Consider the following 18207-nt stretch of genomic DNA (forward strand, 5'->3'; position numbering starts at 1 on the left):
GTTTAAAAGTCAATATTCACACCTAAGTTGTAAACTGTTGCTCTAGGGTAAAAGTTATTATCTATTCCTAAAAAGTTCTCCGGATCTTGACCTGAGTAATTTGTGATTAGGAATGGATTATTTACAGCACCGTAGATTTTAAGGGTCGCATTTTTTATAACATTATTTAAAGTATGTGCCAATACAATGTTTTCACATCTTAGGAATGATGCACCTTCAATAAAATAATCTGAATATTGAACGGGATCTAAAATATCTGTGAATACCGGATTTGCAGTTCCATCAAAGAAGTTTAAGGCATTATTAAAGAAGGTACCATCTAACGATTTTACGTTTTGGATTTCACCATGAGTTAATCGTCTGGAATTGTAAATTTCTCCATCTAATTGTCCCCTGAAACTAGCAGTTAAATTCCAGTTTTTATAGTCCATGTTAATTCCGAAACCAAAGGTCCAGTTAGGTTGAATAGCTCTGTAGTATCTGTCGTCTTCAGTAATTCTTCCATCATCGTTTAAATCGACAAACGAACCAAGTATTGGGTTACCATCGGTATCGTAAACCTGTTTAAGTACCCAGGCAGAACCCGCTTGTTGTCCAACAGCATGGCGTAACAGAATGTTACCGGTACCAAACGATAAACCACCATCTTTAGCATTAATTTGCTGCGCTCCTTTTAAGTCGGTTACTTCGGTGTAGTTATAAGATAAGTTTCCGTTTAAGGACAGATTGAAGGTTTCTGTTTGAACAGGATTCATATTTAAATTCAATTCAAAACCTTTACTTTCAGTGGTACCAACATTTTGAATTACCTGATCGCTTAAAGCTTGTCCCGGAGGTACGTTGGTTAATACTAATAAATCGGTTGTTTCTTTTTTGTAGATATCAAAAGATCCTGATAAAAAACTGTTTCTAAAGAAATCGAAATCTACACCGGCATTATAAGTGGTTGTTTTTTCCCAGGTTAAATCTGGGTTATATTCCTTAGCGTTATATAAGTTTACACCCGATAAATACTGACTTTGAGGAGAACCTATTTCGAAAAGTGGAATGGAAGGATAGAACCCTACCTGTCCTGAAATATCCTGTTGTCCGGTTTCACCCCAACCAATACGGAATTTAAAATCGTTAATAAAGTTGACATTCTTTAAGAAGTTTTCTTCTTTAACTTTCCAGGCTAATGCTGCTGATGGAAAATATCCCCAGCGGTTTTCTTTGGTAAAGAATGAAGAGGCATCCGCTCTAAATGAAGCTGTCAGTAAATATTTATTAGCTAGATTAACGTTGGCTCTTCCAAAAAACGATTGAAGGTTTAATTCGTTGAAATATCTGTTATTTAGATTTAATGAGTCTATATTAGGAATGCGTTCTCCTGTTATTTCGTCGTTTCTATATTCATCTTTATTTCCATCGTTTTTAAAGTTCTGGTAGGAGTATCCTCCCTGTACATCGAAATTATTGATGAATGTATCTTCAAACTCTTTTTTATAAGCCAGATACGATTCCATTGTTGTATTTGTAATAGTTTGTCTTTCTGCAAAACTTATTCCTGGATTAAAAATATAGGTGCCTTTTGGAACACTTGGGTCTGGAACTAAAGTATATGAGTTTACGGCATTTTCGGCAAAGCGTTCTTCGATGTCTGCTTTTGCGGCTTCAAGTCCTAAATTAACTACTGCTCTTAATTCTGGTAAGAAATGGAACTTGTAATCAAGTTCAACATTACCTAAAATACGTTGTACTTTCTCAGGTCGACTTCTTTGTTCTAAAACAGCTAAAGGGTTGCTTGCTCCGGCTTTTGCATTTGGATTATTAGCATCGTCTGAAGCTCGTAATTGTTGGTAATAACCATTGAAAATAGAGTTGCTGTCGTAAATAGGTTTTGTAGGATCCATAGAAATGGCGCCACCAATGGCACCGCCGTCGTCTACTGAGTTTTTATCTACAGAAGTTCCTTTGGCATTAATATCTACTTTTAAATGCTCATCAAAAAACTTTGGAGTTAATCGAATTGAAGCGGTAATTCTTTCGTAGTCGTTTGTTTTAACAACACCTTCTGTATTGTTGTATCCAATAGATGCTCTAAATGGTACGGCTTGAAATAAGTTGGCACGAACTCCAAAATTATAATCTTTAGTAACAGCAGTTCTATAAATAGCATCTTGCCAATCGGAATTGTAAATGGCGCGATCACCTTCCGGGGTGCTAATAACTTGAGTTACTGGCTGTGTTGTAGAAATCGATCCTACAGGTACACCTAAAATTCCAATATCATCCGGGTAGTACATTTGCACAAACTTTACAAAAGTATTTCCGTCCATGATATTAATTTGCTGATTTTTGGAAATGTTGCTAATGGATGTTCTTGCTGAAAAATTGAATTTAGCATCACCCGAAGTTCCCTTTTTTGTAGTAATAATGATAACCCCGTTAGAAGCTCTCGACCCATAGATTGCTGTTGCAGAAGCATCTTTAAGCACACTAAAGCTTTCAATGTCATTGGGGTTTATTAAACTTAAAGGGTTGCCTACACCAGCAACGCCACCGTTATCTAATGGTACGCCATCAATTACTATTAAGGGAGCATTATTTCCAGAAAGGGATGAACCACCACGGATTCTAATGTTCGGGGCTGCATCGGGCTGTCCGCCGGCACTGGTAATTCTAACACCAGCAGCTTTACCTTGAAGTAATTGGTCGGGAGATACCACAGCGCCTTGGTTAAAGTCATCTGAAGAAATCACTTCAACAGATCCGGTTAAGTCTTCTTTTTTTACACTACCGTATCCAATAACAACAACTTCGTCTAAACTTGCTGTGTCCTCAACTAAAATCACATTTAAAACCGTTTGCCCGGTATAGGTGATTTCCTGAGTCTGATATCCGATAAATGTAAACGTTATTACATCTCCTTGATTTACCTGAAGTTGGTATTCGCCGTCAAAATCGGAAGCAGTACCATTGGTAGTACCCTTAACGAGAATATTTACTCCGGGAAGTGGTAAAGATGTAGATTGTTCAGTTACTGTTCCTTTTATACTTGTTTGTGCCAAAATGGTTGCGGGAACAAACAAGAGAAAAAACAGTACGCCATTAATAATTGTCTTCATACAGTTCTTTTGTTAATGTCTTTGTTTAGTTTATTATATCTTCACTTCTCACCATGAATTATTGCTAATGTAATAATTAAGCCTATTGGTGAATTGTCAAATTCGTAACGCAAACGTTTCCGTGTTAATAACTTTTACGAAATTTTTAACGCAAACGTTTCCGTAGTGATATTTTTTTGATGCTTAGGTTTTTTAGATGAAACGAACTAAATTAGCATTACTAGGTTAGTCTTATTTTTTTAGTAAGGCGTTTTAAATTTAGCTATATTTAAAATAAATAATGAAGAAAAAAGTCACATTAAAGCAAATAGCAAGAGAACTCGATGTTTCAGTATCAACGGTATCCAGAGCTTTGGCAGATAGCAAGGAAATAGGGGAAAATACCAGACGACGTATACAGGCTTTTGCTAAATTTCTGAATTATAAGCCTAACAATATAGCCCTAAGTTTAAAAAATAAGAAGACAAAAACAATAGGGGTATTAATTCCTGAAATTGTACATCACTTTTTTTCTACGGTTATTCGAGGTATCGAAATAGTAGCTAATGAACGTGGCTACAATGTTATTGTTGGTCTCTCCAACGAATCATTTAGTAAAGAGGTTTTAAATATGGAAATGCTGGCTAACGGAAGTATTGATGGTTTTGTATTATCCATTTCAAAAGAGACTTTGCTAAAACAGGATTATCATCACTTTAATGAAACCATAAGTCAGGGGATACCCATTGTTATGTTCGACCGTGTCGTTAATGAGGTGGAATGTGATAAAGTAATTGTTGACGATTTTAAAGGATCTGTTAAGGCTGTAAAAAAACTGGTAGCTAATGGTTGTAAACATATTGGTTTAATTACTACGATGGATTACGTAAGCGTTGGTAGACTACGTACACAAGGGTATTTACGTGCTTTAGAAGAAAGTCAGGTGTATGCTGAACCTGATTTAATTCTAAAATTGGACGATATGGTGTCGTTAGAAGAAAATCTCGATATTCTTGAAAATGAAATAGAACAGTTATTTAAAAAGAATCCGAAAATTGATGGTGTTTTTGCTGTGAATGAGTTATATGCTGTAACGGCCATGAAAGTGGCTAAGAAATTAGGATTGGCTATTCCTGATGATTTACAAGTCATCGGATTTACTGATGGTGTTTTATCTAAACACGCTTCGCCAAGCCTAACTATTGTAAGTCAACACGGACAAAAAATAGGAGAGAAAGCAGCCGATTTATTAATCGATCGTTTAGAAATGGAGGACGAGGATAATGACACAAATGTTAACGAAAACACTAGAGAACAGGCATTTGAAACCTATGTGATAGAGACCGAAATTATTGAAAGAGAATCGACTAAATAAAACTTTTTTAGGAATTTTAAAATTCTTTTCTATATCTTTGACGCAGAATCAAGACTTATATATTCACTTCTCACATGTAAGTTTTGATAAGTTTTATGCTTATCAATAGTATCAATTAAAATACTATTTCGATGGAAAAGCGTAAGTTAAGTTTTCTTCAAATCTGGAACATGAGTTTCGGATTTATGGGAATTCAAATGGGTTTCGCCCTGCAAAATGCCAATGCAAGCAGAATACTTCAAATTTTTGGAGCCGATGTACATCAGCTGTCCTGGTTTTGGATTATAGCACCTTTAATGGGCTTAATTGTTCAACCAATTGTTGGGTACTACAGCGATAAGACTTGGGGTAAATTTGGTAGAAGAAAACCGTTCTTCTTAGTTGGAGCTATTTTAGCTTCGATAGGATTGGTGTTAATGCCACAAGCCGATATTTTTACAGCCTTTTTACCTGCTATTTGGGTAGGTGCAGGATTCCTGATGGTTATGGATGCCTCTTTTAATATTGCTATGGAGCCGTTTAGAGCTTTAGTAGGTGATAATTTAAGAACAGATCAGCGTACCTTAGGATTCAGTGTGCAAACCGCTTTAATTGGTTTTGGCGCAGTTATTGGCTCCTGGTTACCGTACACGTTAACCAATTGGTTTGGCGTATCGAACGCTACGGTTGCAGGTGAAGTTCCGTTAAACTTAATTTTATCTTTTATTATTGGAGCCATTATTTTGGTGCTTTCTATTCTGGTTACCGTATTCACAACTAAAGAGTATTCACCAGAGGAATTAGCACAATTTCAGGATGATCAAGCTTCAAATTCAGAAGATGAAGACACTTCAGAAAAAGCAGGCTTAAAAACCATTTTCGAAGATTTTAAAAACATGCCAGTTACCATGCGTCAGTTAAGCTGGGTACAGTTTTTCTCATGGTTTGGGTTATTTGGTATGTGGGTATTTGCAGTTCCAGCTATTGCTCAGCACCTCTACGGTTTACCAGTAAACGATAGTAGCAGTGCAACTTATCAAGATGCTGGCGACTGGGTAGGTATCCTTTTCGGCGTTTACAATCTCATTTCAGCCTTATATGCTTTTGCTTTACCGTTTATCGCTAAAAAAATAGGAAGAAAACGTACGCATGCCTTATCCTTAATTATTGGAGGTATAGGACTGCTTTCGGTTTACGTCATGCCTGATAAAGACTGGCTTATTCTTTCTATGATTGGTGTTGGTATTGCCTGGGCTAGTATTCTGGCCATGCCTTATGCTATTTTGGCGGGGTCTATTTCACCTAAAAAAATGGGTGTCTATATGGGGATCTTCAACTTTTTCATCGTTATTCCGCAAATTATCAATGCCTTAATTGGAGGTCCGTTAGTTAAGTATGCTTACGGAGACCAGGCAATTATGGCACTCATGATAAGTGGGGTTAGTTTCTTAATTGCTGCTACGCTAGTATTTAAAGTTAAAGACGTCGACGACGTTATCCAATCTTAAAAAAAATCATCGTAATGAACGGTTTTATTTTTGACCTCGATGGGGTCATTGTAGATACTGCAAAGTATCATTACCAGGCTTGGAAGCAATTAGCTAACAAAATTGGAATAGAGTTTTCGTTGGATAAAAACGAACAACTTAAAGGAGTGAGTAGAGTAGAGTCTTTAAAAAAGATCCTTCATTGGGGACAAAAAACTATTTCTGATGATGAATTTACAGCTTTAATGACTGAAAAAAATGATCACTATTTGAGCTTTATTGAAACGATGCAGGAAGATGAAATCTTGCCAGATGTTTCAAAGGTTTTGAACTATTTATCTTCAAAAAATCAAAAAATAGCATTAGGCTCAGCCAGTAAAAATGCAGTTGGCATTCTAGAAAAAGTCAATTTAACTCAGTTTTTTGATGCTATTGTAGACGGTAATCAAGTTACTCATGCCAAGCCAGATCCGGAGGTGTTTTTAAATGCAGCAATACAAATGCATGTGCAACCCGAAGATTGTATTGTTTTTGAAGATGCTGTGGCCGGAATACAGGCAGCAAATGCTGCAAACATGGTAAGTATTGGTATTGGAGATGTCGATGTTTTACATGAGGCAGATTATGTGTTCAAAGATTTTACAGAGATGTCTTTAGACTTCTTAGACAAACTAATTAACCCTAAAAAATAAACTGTCTTTAGCTGAAAAAAATCAATTAAATACAGTACAAAATACAAATGAATCAAGATTATATAAAACCAGATCAATGGTCTATCATAGAAGAAGGCTTTGATGCGAGTCGTGTAAAATCCTCGGAAAGTCTGTTCAGTATCGGTAATGGTGCTATGGGGCAACGTGCTAATTTTGAAGAACAGTATTCAGGAGCTACATTTCAAGGGAGCTATATTGCCGGCGTATATTATCCAGACAAAACCCGTGTAGGCTGGTGGAAAAATGGTTACCCTGAATATTTTGCGAAAGTGTTAAATGCGCCAAATTGGATTGGTATTAACGTTAAGGTGAATGGTGAATCTTTAGATCTTTACAAAAGCAAAAGTGTTGAAGGTTTTTCTCGAGAATTGAATATGAAGGAAGGCTGGTTATCCAGAAGTTTTAAGGCAACACTTCAAAATGATGTTCAGGTTGCTGTTAAAACCAAACGCTTTTTAAGTCTGGATTTTGACGAACTTGGAGCTATTCGGTACGAAATTACCCCGTTAAATACCGATGCTTCAATTACATTCTCTCCGTATGTAGACGCCGGAATTACCAACGAAGACACCAATTGGGATGATAAATTCTGGGATGTGTCTAGAGTATCTCATGAACATACTCAGGCATTTATTGAAGCGAAAACCATGAAAACCGAATTCCATACCTGTACGTTTATGGAATCGCAGGTGTTTGTAAATGATGTTTTCGTTGACTTAAATCCACAAATGGAGACTACTTCAAATAGTATTTCATTCAGCTTTTCAAAAGACATTAGAGCAGGTGAAACCTTTAAAATTGAAAAATTCGGAGGTTATACGGTTGATAGTAATCATGAAAAATCTGCATTAATATCTGCTTCTCAAAATGTATTGGCTAAAGCAAAAGATTTAGGCTTTTTAGGTTTGTTGGAAAGGCAAATGCAGGCCTGGGCGAACATCTGGGATATGGCCGATATTACCATTGAAGGCGATGTTAAAGCACAGCAAGGTATTCGTTTCAATATCTTCCAGTTAAATCAAACTTATCTTGGGAAAGATTCAAGACTAAATATTGGTCCGAAAGGATTTACTGGTGAGAAATATGGCGGAAGCACGTATTGGGATACCGAAGCCTATTGCATTCCGTTTTACATGGCGACCAAAAACCAAAGTGTTGCGCGAAGTCTGTTGGAATACCGTTACAATCATTTAGAGCGTGCTATTGAAAACGCAGGAAAACTTGGGTTTACAAATGGTGCTGCATTATACCCAATGGTGACTATGAACGGAGAGGAATGCCATAATGAATGGGAAATTACCTTCGAGGAAATTCATCGAAATGGCGCCATAGCCTTTGCAATTTATAATTACTACCGTTACACGAACGATTACAGCTATATTCCAAATAAGGGATTAGAAGTTTTAATAGGAATAGCTCGTTTTTGGCAGCAACGCGCCACTTTTTCAACCGACAAAAACAAGTATGTTATTCTTGGAGTTACCGGACCAAACGAGTACGAAAACAACGTGAATAACAACTGGTATACCAATTATTTAGCGCAATGGTGTATCAATTATGCGATTGAAAATATAGAGAAAGTTGAAGCGGAATATAGCTCAGATTATATCCGGATTATGAATAAAACCAAGCTGTCTACATCTGAAATAGACGAGTGGCAGCAAGTTGCAGAACATATGTATTTTCCATATTCAGAAAAGCATCAGGTGTATTTACAGCAAGACGGATTTCTGGATAAGGATTTGGTTACAGTAGCCGATCTGGATAAGTCGCAACGTCCAATAAATCAGAAGTGGAGCTGGGATCGTATTTTACGTTCGCCATATATTAAACAAGCCGATGTGTTGCAGGGGTTCTACTTTTTTGAAGACCAGTTTTCTCAGAACGAATTAGAACGTCATTTCGATTTTTACGAACCGTTTACAGTTCACGAAAGTTCTTTATCTCCTTGTGTACATAGCATTCAGGCAGCTAAATTAGACCGTATGGAGCAGGCGTATACCTTCTATTTACGAACGTCTCGTTTAGATTTAGACGATTATAATAAAGAAGTTCACGAAGGTTTACATATCACTTCAATGGCTGGAACGTGGATGAGTATTGTTGAAGGTTTCGGCGGGATGCGAGTAAAAGATAATATGTTGTCGTTTACACCTAAAATACCAAAACAATGGAGCGGGTATTCCTTTAAAATCAATTTCAGAAATCAAATATTGAAGGTTCATGTTACTCAGCAGGAAACGATATTTGAACTGGAAAGTGAAAAGGAATTGAAGATTTTGTTAAATAATGAATTACAGGTAATTACTCCTAATAATTATGAAAATGTCTCTGGCTAATCTAAAAATACATGGCATTTTAAAATTAGGTTTTGTTCTTTTTACAATAGCCTTAAATAGTGCCTGTAAAAATGATACAAAGGCAAAAGAAGTAGTATCTTATACCGATGTTAAAATTTCAGAATACAAGGATTTGGAACGCATAGAACCTTTAAATTGGTGGGTAGGATTTAAAAATCAAGAGTTACAATTGTTGGTTAAAAGTCCTGGTATTTCCAAGGCGCAACCGGAAATTAATTACTCGGGAGTAACCATTACATCTGTAAATAAAGGCGAAAGTCCAAATTATTTGTTTATCGATTTGCTTATTGATCATCAAACGAAACCGGGGAAATTTAATATTGAATTTAGGTTTGAAAATGGCGAGGTAAAAACACAAACTTATGAATTAAAACCAAGAATCAAGTCGGCGGACAATTATGTTGGTTTTAATAGTTCGGATGCGATTTATTTGATAACACCCGATCGCTTTTCAAACGGAAACCCTTCTAACGATATTAATGTAAATCTGTTAGAAAGAGTGATTGACAGAACTAATGATTATGCGCGTCATGGTGGTGATATAAAAGGAATTACCAATCACTTGGATTATATTGAAGATCTAGGGTTTACAGCCATCTGGCCATGTCCGTTACTTACTAACGATATGCCTGAAAGTTCATATCATGGCTATGCTATGACCGATTTTTATGAAATCGACCCACGTTTTGGAACTTTAGAGGATTATCTGGAATTATCCGAAAAAGCACGAGAAAAAGGAATCAAACTTATCATGGATCAGGTGGCGAATCACTGTGGATCGGAGCATTGGTGGATGAAAGATTTGCCGTTTTCAAATTGGGTAAATCAGCAGAAAACCTTTGAAAATAAAGAGCATCTAACAAATTCTAATCACAGACGTACAAGTAATCAGGATCCTTATGCATCTGCGAAAGATAAGCAGGACATGAGTGATGGCTGGTTTGTACCTTCTATGCCTGACTTGAATCAGAAAAATCCGTTTATGGCCAAGTACATCATTCAGAATAGTATTTGGTGGATAGAAACTGCAGGATTAGGTGGTATTCGTCAGGATACTTATCCGTATTCCGATAAAGAGTTTATGAGTCGTTGGGCGGGAGCTATTATGAATGAATATCCTAATTTTTCCATTGTTGGAGAGGAGTGGAGTATTAATCCGTTAATTATTGGCTACTGGCAGGAAGGTGCGAATAATCGGGATGGTTACGATTCCAATTTAAAATCTCCAATGGATTTTGCCATGCAACGCCAGATTGTAAATGCTATGAATGAAGAGGAAGGTTGGGATACCGGATTCATTAAAATGTATGAAGGACTGGCTAACGACTTTTATTATGCCTCACCAAAAGACATACTCATTTTTGCCGATAACCATGATATGAGCCGTATTAGTACTCAGGTTTATGATGATGTCGATAAGATAAAAATGGTTTTAGGATATATTTTTATTATGCCAAGAATTCCTCAGTTTTACTATGGTACCGAAATATTAATGAACGACACGGCTAAACCTGGCGACCACGGATTAATTCGAACTGATTTTCCTGGTGGTTGGGAAGGTGATTCAGTCAACGCGTTTACCGGAAAAGGATTGTCAAAAAAACAATTAGACATGCAGCAGTTCGTTAAAAAAATAGTGAAATACAGAAAGGGAAGTAAGGCCATTCATGAGGGGAAGACCATTCATTTTGCTCCGGAAAATGGTATGTATGTCTTGTTTCGTGTTTTAAATGATGAGGTTGTTGTTGTTATTTTGAATAAAACATCTGAAATAAGTTTGTCAACTTCAAGGTTTGAAGAGCTTGGTTTAAAAGGAAAGAACATTAAAAATATAATTAGTGGTGATATAAGTGTTTGGGAAGATTCTATTACAATCAAACCTAATGGGGTCACTTTATTTTCAACTAAAAATTAAAACTAAAAAATAAGATATAATAATGAAAAAACTAATGTTATTAATCCCAGCTTTAATCATCTTCATTTCGTGTAAAAACGAAAAGAAACAGGTTGTGCAGGAATCTGAAATATCTCAGGAAATAAAGGTAATTGAGCCTATTAATAATGCTGTTTTAGAATCTGCAGTTATTTACGAAGCCAATATTCGTCAGTATTCTAACGAAGGTTCGTTTAAGGCCTTTACTCAAGATATTCCGCAGTTAAAAGAATTAGGGGTGAAAATTATCTGGTTGATGCCCGTATTTCCAATTTCAGAAACTAATAGAAAAGCCACCGGAGGTGATTTTGCTTATAAAATTGAAGATGAGGCCGAACGCGATAAAATGTTAGGAAGCTATTATGCGGTTTCCGATTATACCAAGATAAATCCTGAATTCGGAACTATTGAAGATTTCAGAAATCTGGTTAAAACAGCTCACGATAATGGCATTTATGTCATCTTAGATTGGGTGCCAAATCACACAGGTTGGGATCATGAATGGATAAAAAATCACCCAGATTATTACACCCAAAACGATAAAGGTGAGATTATAGATCCAATTAATCCCGATACCGGAGAATCGTGGGGTTGGGGAGACGTGGCCGATTTAAACTATGACAATCCTGAAATGCGTAAAGAAATGATTGCCGATATGAGTTATTGGATTACCGAAGAAGGTGTAGATGGGTTCCGATGTGATGTGGCAAGCAATGTGCCAACCGATTTTTGGGCGCAGGCCATTCCTGAACTTCGAGCAAAGAAGGACATTTTTATGTTGGCCGAAGCCGGACAGCCGGAGTTGATGAAAGCTAATTTATTTGATATGGGCTATGGCTGGGAATTTCATCACATTATGAATGAAGTCGCACAAAGTAAAATGAATGTAAACGATATAAAAACTTATATTGAGAAAAGCAAAACGGAATACGAATCGGATGATATTTTGATGAACTTTGTTACCAATCACGATGAAAATTCATGGAATGGTACCGTAAAAGAGCGCTTAGGTGAAGCTTCTAATTTAATGACAGCTCTGACTTATGTGATGCCCGGCATGCCATTAATTTATTCAGGACAGGAATACGGTTTAGATTACCGATTAAAGTTTTTTGAAAAAGATTCTATCCCAAAAATAAAAGGTGCAACATGGAATCTATTAAAGGAATTAGGTCAACTGAAAAGTACCAATCCAGCTTTAAATGGCGGGAAAACTTCCGCAGAATTAAAGGTTTTAGATGTTGAAAATCCAGATGTTTTGATTTTGCAGCGATATAAAGAAAAAAACAAACTTGTTTTTATTGGTAATTTTTCAAAAGTTGAACTAGAGGTGGATTTACCTATCTCAGGGCATTTTATCAACTTTAAAACCAATACGCCTGTAGAATTTAGTCAAGACAAAAAGTTAAGATTAGAACCTTGGGAATACAAAATTCTAATTAGCAAATAGCAGAATAAACTAACTAAATAAAATAAGCATGAAGAGGCAGAATATATATATACTGCTGTTTACTCTATTAACCTGTTTCGGAGTAACAGCACAACAACTTTCATCGCCAGATGGAGATGTTGTCATGGAGTTTTCCTTAAACTCAGATGGAGCACCGGTTTATCAAATAGCTTTCAAAAATAAAGCAGCTGTAAAATCAAGTAAACTTGGATTTACACTTAAGGAAACTGAAAATATGGATAGTGGATTTTCAGTTTTAGATACACAAACATCAACATTTGATGAAACCTGGAAACCGGTTTGGGGAGAGGAAAGTGAGATTAAAAACCATTATAATGAACTTCTTGTTCGTTTAAAACAGGAATCAACAGAGCGTTTAATGAATATTCGTTTCCGCGCATTTAACGAAGGCGTTGGATTCCGTTATGAGTTTCCTGAACAACCTAATTTAGGGCACTTTATTATTGAAGACGAAAAAACACAGTTTGCTATGACAGGCGACCATACGGCATTCTGGATTCCGGGTGATTATGATACCCAGGAATACGATTATACAGAATCTCGCTTGTCTGAAATTCGTGGATTGATGGATAAATCGATTACCGAAAACTTGTCTCAAAAATCATTTTCTTCAACTGGCGTTCAAACGTCATTAATGATGAAAACCGATGAAGGTCTGTATATCAATATTCACGAAGCAGCATTAATTGACTTTTCAGTATTACACCTCGAATTAGATGACGAAACTATGGTGTTTAATGCTTGGTTAACTCCAGATGTTCAAGGAACCAAACCATATTTGATTGCGCCTTCAAATACGCCTTGGCGTACCGTTATGATTAGTGATGATGCCCGAGATATTTTAGCATCACGAATGACCTACAATTTAAATGAACCTTGTGCTCTTGAAGATACGTCGTGGATTAAACCCGTGAAGTATGTTGGCGTTTGGTGGGAAATGATTACAGGAAAAAGTTCCTGGTCTTATACCAATGATTTTAAAGCCGTGAAATTAGATGCCACCGATTATAGTAAAGCAACACCGAATGGTACGCATGCTGCTAACAATAAACGTGTAAAAGAATTAATAGATTTTGCTGCATTGCATGGTTTTGATGGTGTTTTAGTTGAAGGCTGGAATGTTGGCTGGGAAGATTGGTATGGGCATTCTAAAGATTATGTCTTCGATTTTGTTACCCCATATCCCGATTTTGATGTCGATGAGATTCAGGCTTATGCCAAATCTAAAGGAGTTGAAATGATTATGCATCACGAAACGTCTTCATCAGTTAGAAATTATGAAAGACATCTAGATGAAGCTTATCAGTTTATGAAAGATCATGGTTATAATGCCGTGAAGAGTGGTTATGTGGGTGATATTTTGCCAAGAGGTGAAAATCATTACAGCCAGTGGATGATTAATCATTATCAGTATGCAATTGAAAAGGCAGCCGAATACGAAATTATGGTAAATGCTCATGAAGCTGTTAGACCAACCGGAATTGCCAGAACCTATCCGAATTTAATAGGAAACGAATCGGCGCGTGGTACCGAATATCAGGCATTTGGTGGTTCGAAACCTAATCATGTAACGGTATTGCCATTTACACGTTTAATTGGTGGTCCTATGGATTATACACCTGGTATATTTGAAATGGACATTAGTAAATTAAATCCGAATAATAATTCACATGTTAATAGTACCATTGCGAATCAGTTGGCGCTTTACGTTACTATGTATAGCCCATTGCAAATGGCTGCCGATTTACCGGAAAACTATAATAAGTTTTTAGATGCTTTTCAGTTTATAAAAGACGTTGCAGTAGATTGGGATAAAAGTATGTACTTGGAAGCCGAGCCTGGCAACTATATTACGATTGCAAGAAAGGCTAAGGGCACAAACAACTGGTTTGTAGGTAATGTCAATGGAAAAGTGAGTCGCGAGTCGAATATCTCTTTAGACTTCTTAGATAAAGGGAAAAAATATATCGCAACGATTTATGCAGATGCCAAGGATGCCGATTATAAAACGAATCCTCAGGAATACACTATTAAAAAGATGAAGGTAACTAATACATCTAAATTATCATTAAAGAGTGTGGAAGGTGGAGGATATGCTATTAGTATAGTGGAAGAGTAACTAAAATATAAGAGTTAATTTTAAGAGTTGTTTAAAAGCGGTTTGGTTATCTAAACCGCTTTTTTGTTTCACGATTACATGCGGTTTATGAAATAAATTCAATTAGGTTATTTTTCTTTATTCCTTGTTAAAGCTATTAAGCCTAAAATAGGACCAATAGAAAGGACTATATACAGATGTTTGGGGTTTATTTCGTTTTGTAGATTAGTAATTAATTGAATGCTGAAGATGGTAATAGCAAAACCAATACAGTTCACAATTGTTAAGGCTGTTCCTTTTATTTCTGTTGCTACATTCGTAGCTACCAACGTTGAAAATTGGGGTGAATCAGAGACAACAACCATACCCCAGAATAAAATAACAAGAAGAAATAGATGATGATTTAAACTAAACAAAAAGGGAGATAAAAGACAGCATATACAGGATAACAAAAGCGAAAGGAAAGCTACTTTTTTAGATCCTATTTTTTTTGATATATAACCTCCTAAAATACAGGACAGGCCTCCGGCAGCAATTATGAAAAATGAAACCAGCGGAATGTTAGTATTGAAATGTGTGTGAATATCATTGTAGGTTTTTAAAATAAAGGGAACAAAGGTCCAAAATGCATAAAGTTCCCACATATGTCCAAAATAACCAAAAGCCGCTGAGCGGAAGGATTGATTTTTAAACACACTAAAAAAGGCTGATAAATTTAAGTGGTGACTTGCTTTTCTAAAAGGACCGTCAGGAACTAGAGAAAACATTAATATACCTCCAATAGATGCTAATACCGATGTTGAAATTATAACCGACTTCCAGGGGTAAACAGAACTTAGGTCTTTTAGTAAGTGAGGCAGTGCTGTTCCTAAGACTAAAGCTCCTACTAAATATCCCAGGGATTTGCCAAGTCCTTTTTCGTAATAATCGGCTGCTATTTTCATACCAACGGGGTAAATGCCAGCCAGACAAAACCCTGTTAAAAATCTAAATGTTAAAATGCTCCATAACTGATTATGTTCTATTGTTATTCCTAAATTAAAACTGGCTCCTAAAATGGCACAGACCAAAAAAACTTTAGAAGGAGAAAACCTATCGGAAATAGTAAGGATGGCAAATGCAAGCGTTCCAATTATAAACCCGAATTGAACAGCCGAAGTTAAATCTCCGATAACTGAAGTTTTTAAATCATAACTTTCAATCAAATCATTTAATACGGCATTACCGGCAAACCAAAGGGATGTGCAGAAGAACTGGCAAAAAACAATTACAGGGAGTATACTTTTAGTCGGTTTCATAACACCAATTTATGAAACTTAAAATTAAGAAGTTCTATTGTTTATAGTGCATCAATCTTTAATGAGGTCATGGTTAATGACCCGGCTACAGGTTTATCGTTAAACAAGGTCACTTTTTCATCCTCTTCTTTTAGAGCCAATGCATAGAGTAGAGGAAGGTAATGTTCGGGCGTAGGAATGGCCAAATCAAAGGCTTTACCTTGCGACCTAAAATTAATTAAACTGTTATGGTTGTTATTTAAAATGAAGCTTTTCATTTTTTCGTTGGCTTCTGTTGCCCAATCGTAGGCATATTCTTCGTTGAGTTTATTCCATGCCACCATACGCAAATTGTGCACCATATTTCCGCTTCCAACAATTAATACGCCTTTATGTCGTAATTTATTGATTTGTTTGGCAAGTTCGTAATGGTATTTAGGAGATTGTGTGTAATCAATACTCATTTGTATTACAGGAATATCGGCATTAGGGTAGAGGTGCTTAATTACACTCCAAGCCCCGTGATCAAGTCCCCATTTTTCGTCCAAACCAACTTCCGTTTTTGTAATGATGTTTTTGGTTTCCTGTGCTAATTCAGGGCTGCCTGGTGCAGGGTATTCTACATCGAATAAAGCTTGAGGAAAACCACCAAAATCGTGTATAGTTGGTGGATTTTGCATGGCAGTTACATAAGTTCCTCGCGTTTCCCAATGCGCAGAAATACATAAAATGGCATTTGGTCTTGTAAGTTCTTGCCCAAGTTTTCTAAAATTCCTAACAAACTCATTTTCTTCAATAGCATTCATAGGGCTACCATGACCAAGGAATAATACAGGCATTTTGCCTGTATTATTCATGGTAGAGGTCATTTTATCTAAATCTTTCAAAGTCATACTCGAACCTATTAATGGCAGTAATGCCAATGATTTTAAAAACTTTTTTCTATCCATTTCATAAGAATAAACTTTATGAAACTTGTTTTGTAAACTGTACTTCAGCAGCGATTTTTACTTCGTCGGCTACTAATACACCTCCCGTTTCTAAAGCGGCATTCCAGTTTAACCCCCAGTCTTTACGATTAATTTTCCCTGTAATTTCAAGCGCTAACTTTTCGTTGCCCCATGGATCTGTATTTGTTCCTCCATATTCAACATCTAGAACAACATCTTTGCTAATGCCTTTTATGGTTAAAACACCGGTTAATTTATATTCGTCGTCGTCAACCTTAGTTAACGATTTGCTTTCAAAAGTCATAAATTCATGGTTTTCAACATCGAAAAAATCGGCACTTTTTAAGTGTGTATCTCTGTCTGCATTATTTGTTGAAATGGAAGCAGTTTCAATTTTTACAGTAACAGGAGAAGAAAAAATATCTTCGCCCTCTATGGTTGCTTCATAGTTTGTAAAAGCACCTTTTACATTAGAGATCATTAAATGTTTTACTTTAAAACCTATTTCGCTGTGTGATGGGTCGATAACCCATTTTGTTGTAGACATAATATTTGTTTTTAAATGGTTAATGATTGTCCTACAAATTTAAAATCTATTAAAGCTTTATTTTTTATACTATTCGGAAGTGCTTAGGTAATTTTAGGAAATGAGTGCGTTTTGAATCTCTTCACGGAAGTCTCCAGGTGATTGGCCAGATTTTTTCTTGAATACTTTTGAAAAATATGATCCCTCGTTATAGCCTAATTCGAAAGCTATTTCAGAAACGGTTTTGTTTGTTGATAATAGTAAATTCTTCGCCTCAATAAGTTTTCGGGTTTCAATAATTTCCGAAACACTTTGCTCCATAATATTCTGGCAAATAATATTCAGGTTTCTCGAGGACATAAAAAGCTTTTCGGCATAAAATTCAACACCCAACGGGCGATGATAGTTTTCTTCAAGTATGCTCAGGAAATTTTTAAACGTGGTGTTTTCAGTTTTATTAAGCGTGTTGTTTTCCGATGTTTCTTTTTTGCGTTCTACTTCAATCATCGTAAAAATAACGCTTAACAATTGCCTGATAATACCGTAATTAGGATTTTTCTGTTGTGTTTCATCAAAAATCATATTGCTCAAGGTAATCAAGCGTTTAAAGCAGTAATTGTCTTCAAGTTTTAGGTTAGCCTGATTATGATATAATGAATATAGCTGAAACGTGGTCTCGGGAATAAATTCGCTTTTAAATCGAATGGCCCAAATGTCGCAAATGCCATTTACAGGTTTAGGGATGACGCGATGCATTTTTCCTTTGGTAATAAACGTAATAAATGGAGCTTTAATGGTCACCGAATCGAAATCTATGAAATGCTCTAATTCGCCCTCGACACCAATAAGTAATTCTTCAAAATCATGGTTGTGAGGTTCGTCAGGTTGTGCAGCAATTTTAGCGGCTTCTAAAGCATCTACCTTAAAGATTTGAAACAGTTGATTCATAAAA

12 protein-coding genes are annotated in these 18207 nt (G+C 36.1%); 7 read left to right on the forward strand and 5 right to left on the reverse strand.

Going from position 1 to position 18207, the window contains the following annotated elements; genetic code table 11:
* Positions 1-2: 2 nt before the first annotated feature.
* Positions 3-3107: a SusC/RagA family TonB-linked outer membrane protein gene (locus tag R1X58_RS12060; protein ID WP_240572991.1), complete on the reverse strand. Its 3105-nt coding sequence runs from the start codon at positions 3105-3107 to the stop codon at positions 3-5.
* Between the two features lie 280 nt (positions 3108-3387).
* Between R1X58_RS12060 and R1X58_RS12065 the strand changes: the two genes are divergently transcribed.
* The 7 genes from R1X58_RS12065 (at position 3388) to R1X58_RS12095 (ending at position 14523) form a co-directional block, all read left to right on the forward strand.
* Positions 3388-4461 (forward strand): LacI family DNA-binding transcriptional regulator, encoded by a 1074-nt coding sequence (locus R1X58_RS12065; protein WP_240572992.1) that lies wholly within the window; start codon positions 3388-3390, stop codon positions 4459-4461.
* A gap of 131 nt (positions 4462-4592) precedes the next feature.
* Positions 4593-5948, forward strand: coding sequence for an MFS transporter (locus R1X58_RS12070; protein WP_240572993.1), 1356 nt, complete (start codon positions 4593-4595; stop codon positions 5946-5948).
* Between the two features lie 14 nt (positions 5949-5962).
* Complete coding sequence (gene pgmB, locus R1X58_RS12075; RefSeq protein WP_240572994.1) at positions 5963-6619, forward strand: beta-phosphoglucomutase; 657 nt, start codon at positions 5963-5965, stop codon at positions 6617-6619.
* A gap of 47 nt (positions 6620-6666) precedes the next feature.
* Complete coding sequence (locus R1X58_RS12080) at positions 6667-8979, forward strand: glycoside hydrolase family 65 protein (RefSeq protein WP_240572995.1); 2313 nt, start codon at positions 6667-6669, stop codon at positions 8977-8979.
* Positions 8960-10915, forward strand: coding sequence for a glycoside hydrolase family 13 protein (locus R1X58_RS12085; RefSeq protein ID WP_317292977.1), 1956 nt, complete (start codon positions 8960-8962; stop codon positions 10913-10915). Before R1X58_RS12080 ends, R1X58_RS12085 begins: the two co-directional genes overlap by 20 nt.
* Positions 10916-10937: 22 nt before the next feature.
* Entirely contained in the window at positions 10938-12383 is a 1446-nt protein-coding gene (locus R1X58_RS12090; RefSeq protein WP_240572997.1) for an alpha-amylase family glycosyl hydrolase, read from the forward strand.
* A 28-nt stretch (positions 12384-12411) separates the two neighbouring features.
* Positions 12412-14523 carry a glycoside hydrolase family 97 protein gene (locus R1X58_RS12095; RefSeq protein WP_240572998.1) on the forward strand — a complete coding sequence of 704 codons (2112 nt, stop codon included), beginning with the start codon at positions 12412-12414 and terminating at the stop codon, positions 14521-14523.
* Between the two features lie 107 nt (positions 14524-14630).
* Here R1X58_RS12095 and R1X58_RS12100 read toward each other — a convergent pair whose 3' ends face one another.
* The 4 genes from R1X58_RS12100 to R1X58_RS12115 all read right to left on the reverse strand — a co-directional run bounded on the left by R1X58_RS12100 (position 14631) and on the right by R1X58_RS12115 (position 18203).
* Positions 14631-15800 carry an MFS transporter gene (locus tag R1X58_RS12100; RefSeq protein WP_240572999.1) on the reverse strand — a complete coding sequence of 390 codons (1170 nt, stop codon included), beginning with the start codon at positions 15798-15800 and terminating at the stop codon, positions 14631-14633.
* Between the two features lie 41 nt (positions 15801-15841).
* Entirely contained in the window at positions 15842-16672 is an 831-nt protein-coding gene (ygiD, locus tag R1X58_RS12105; protein WP_449500950.1) for a 4,5-DOPA-extradiol-dioxygenase, read from the reverse strand.
* Between the two features lie 73 nt (positions 16673-16745).
* Positions 16746-17276: a YceI family protein gene (locus R1X58_RS12110; protein ID WP_240573002.1), complete on the reverse strand. Its 531-nt coding sequence runs from the start codon at positions 17274-17276 to the stop codon at positions 16746-16748.
* 93 nt (positions 17277-17369) lie between these two features.
* A complete protein-coding gene (locus tag R1X58_RS12115; protein ID WP_240573003.1) occupies positions 17370-18203 on the reverse strand; it encodes a helix-turn-helix domain-containing protein in 834 nt (277 codons plus the stop codon).
* Between the last annotated feature and the right edge of the window lie 4 nt (positions 18204-18207).

Source organism: Aestuariibaculum lutulentum (assembly GCF_032926325.1).
Taxonomy (GTDB): domain Bacteria; phylum Bacteroidota; class Bacteroidia; order Flavobacteriales; family Flavobacteriaceae; genus Aestuariibaculum; species Aestuariibaculum lutulentum.

Bases quoted from the DNA above. Each gene is read 5' to 3' on its own strand.
- R1X58_RS12060 (WP_240572991.1), bottom strand. From the start codon at position 3,107: ATGAAGACAATTATTAATGGCGTACTGTTTTTTCTCTTGTTTGTTCCC.
- R1X58_RS12065 (WP_240572992.1), top strand. From the start codon at position 3,388: ATGAAGAAAAAAGTCACATTAAAGCAAATAGCAAGAGAACTCGATGTT.
- R1X58_RS12070 (WP_240572993.1), top strand. From the start codon at position 4,593: ATGGAAAAGCGTAAGTTAAGTTTTCTTCAAATCTGGAACATGAGTTTC.
- pgmB (WP_240572994.1), top strand. From the start codon at position 5,963: ATGAACGGTTTTATTTTTGACCTCGATGGGGTCATTGTAGATACTGCA.
- R1X58_RS12080 (WP_240572995.1), top strand. From the start codon at position 6,667: ATGAATCAAGATTATATAAAACCAGATCAATGGTCTATCATAGAAGAA.
- R1X58_RS12085 (WP_317292977.1), top strand. From the start codon at position 8,960: ATGAAAATGTCTCTGGCTAATCTAAAAATACATGGCATTTTAAAATTA.
- R1X58_RS12090 (WP_240572997.1), top strand. From the start codon at position 10,938: ATGAAAAAACTAATGTTATTAATCCCAGCTTTAATCATCTTCATTTCG.
- R1X58_RS12095 (WP_240572998.1), top strand. From the start codon at position 12,412: ATGAAGAGGCAGAATATATATATACTGCTGTTTACTCTATTAACCTGT.
- R1X58_RS12100 (WP_240572999.1), bottom strand. From the start codon at position 15,800: ATGAAACCGACTAAAAGTATACTCCCTGTAATTGTTTTTTGCCAGTTC.
- ygiD (WP_449500950.1), bottom strand. From the start codon at position 16,672: ATGACTTTGAAAGATTTAGATAAAATGACCTCTACCATGAATAATACA.
- R1X58_RS12110 (WP_240573002.1), bottom strand. From the start codon at position 17,276: ATGTCTACAACAAAATGGGTTATCGACCCATCACACAGCGAAATAGGT.
- R1X58_RS12115 (WP_240573003.1), bottom strand. From the start codon at position 18,203: ATGAATCAACTGTTTCAAATCTTTAAGGTAGATGCTTTAGAAGCCGCT.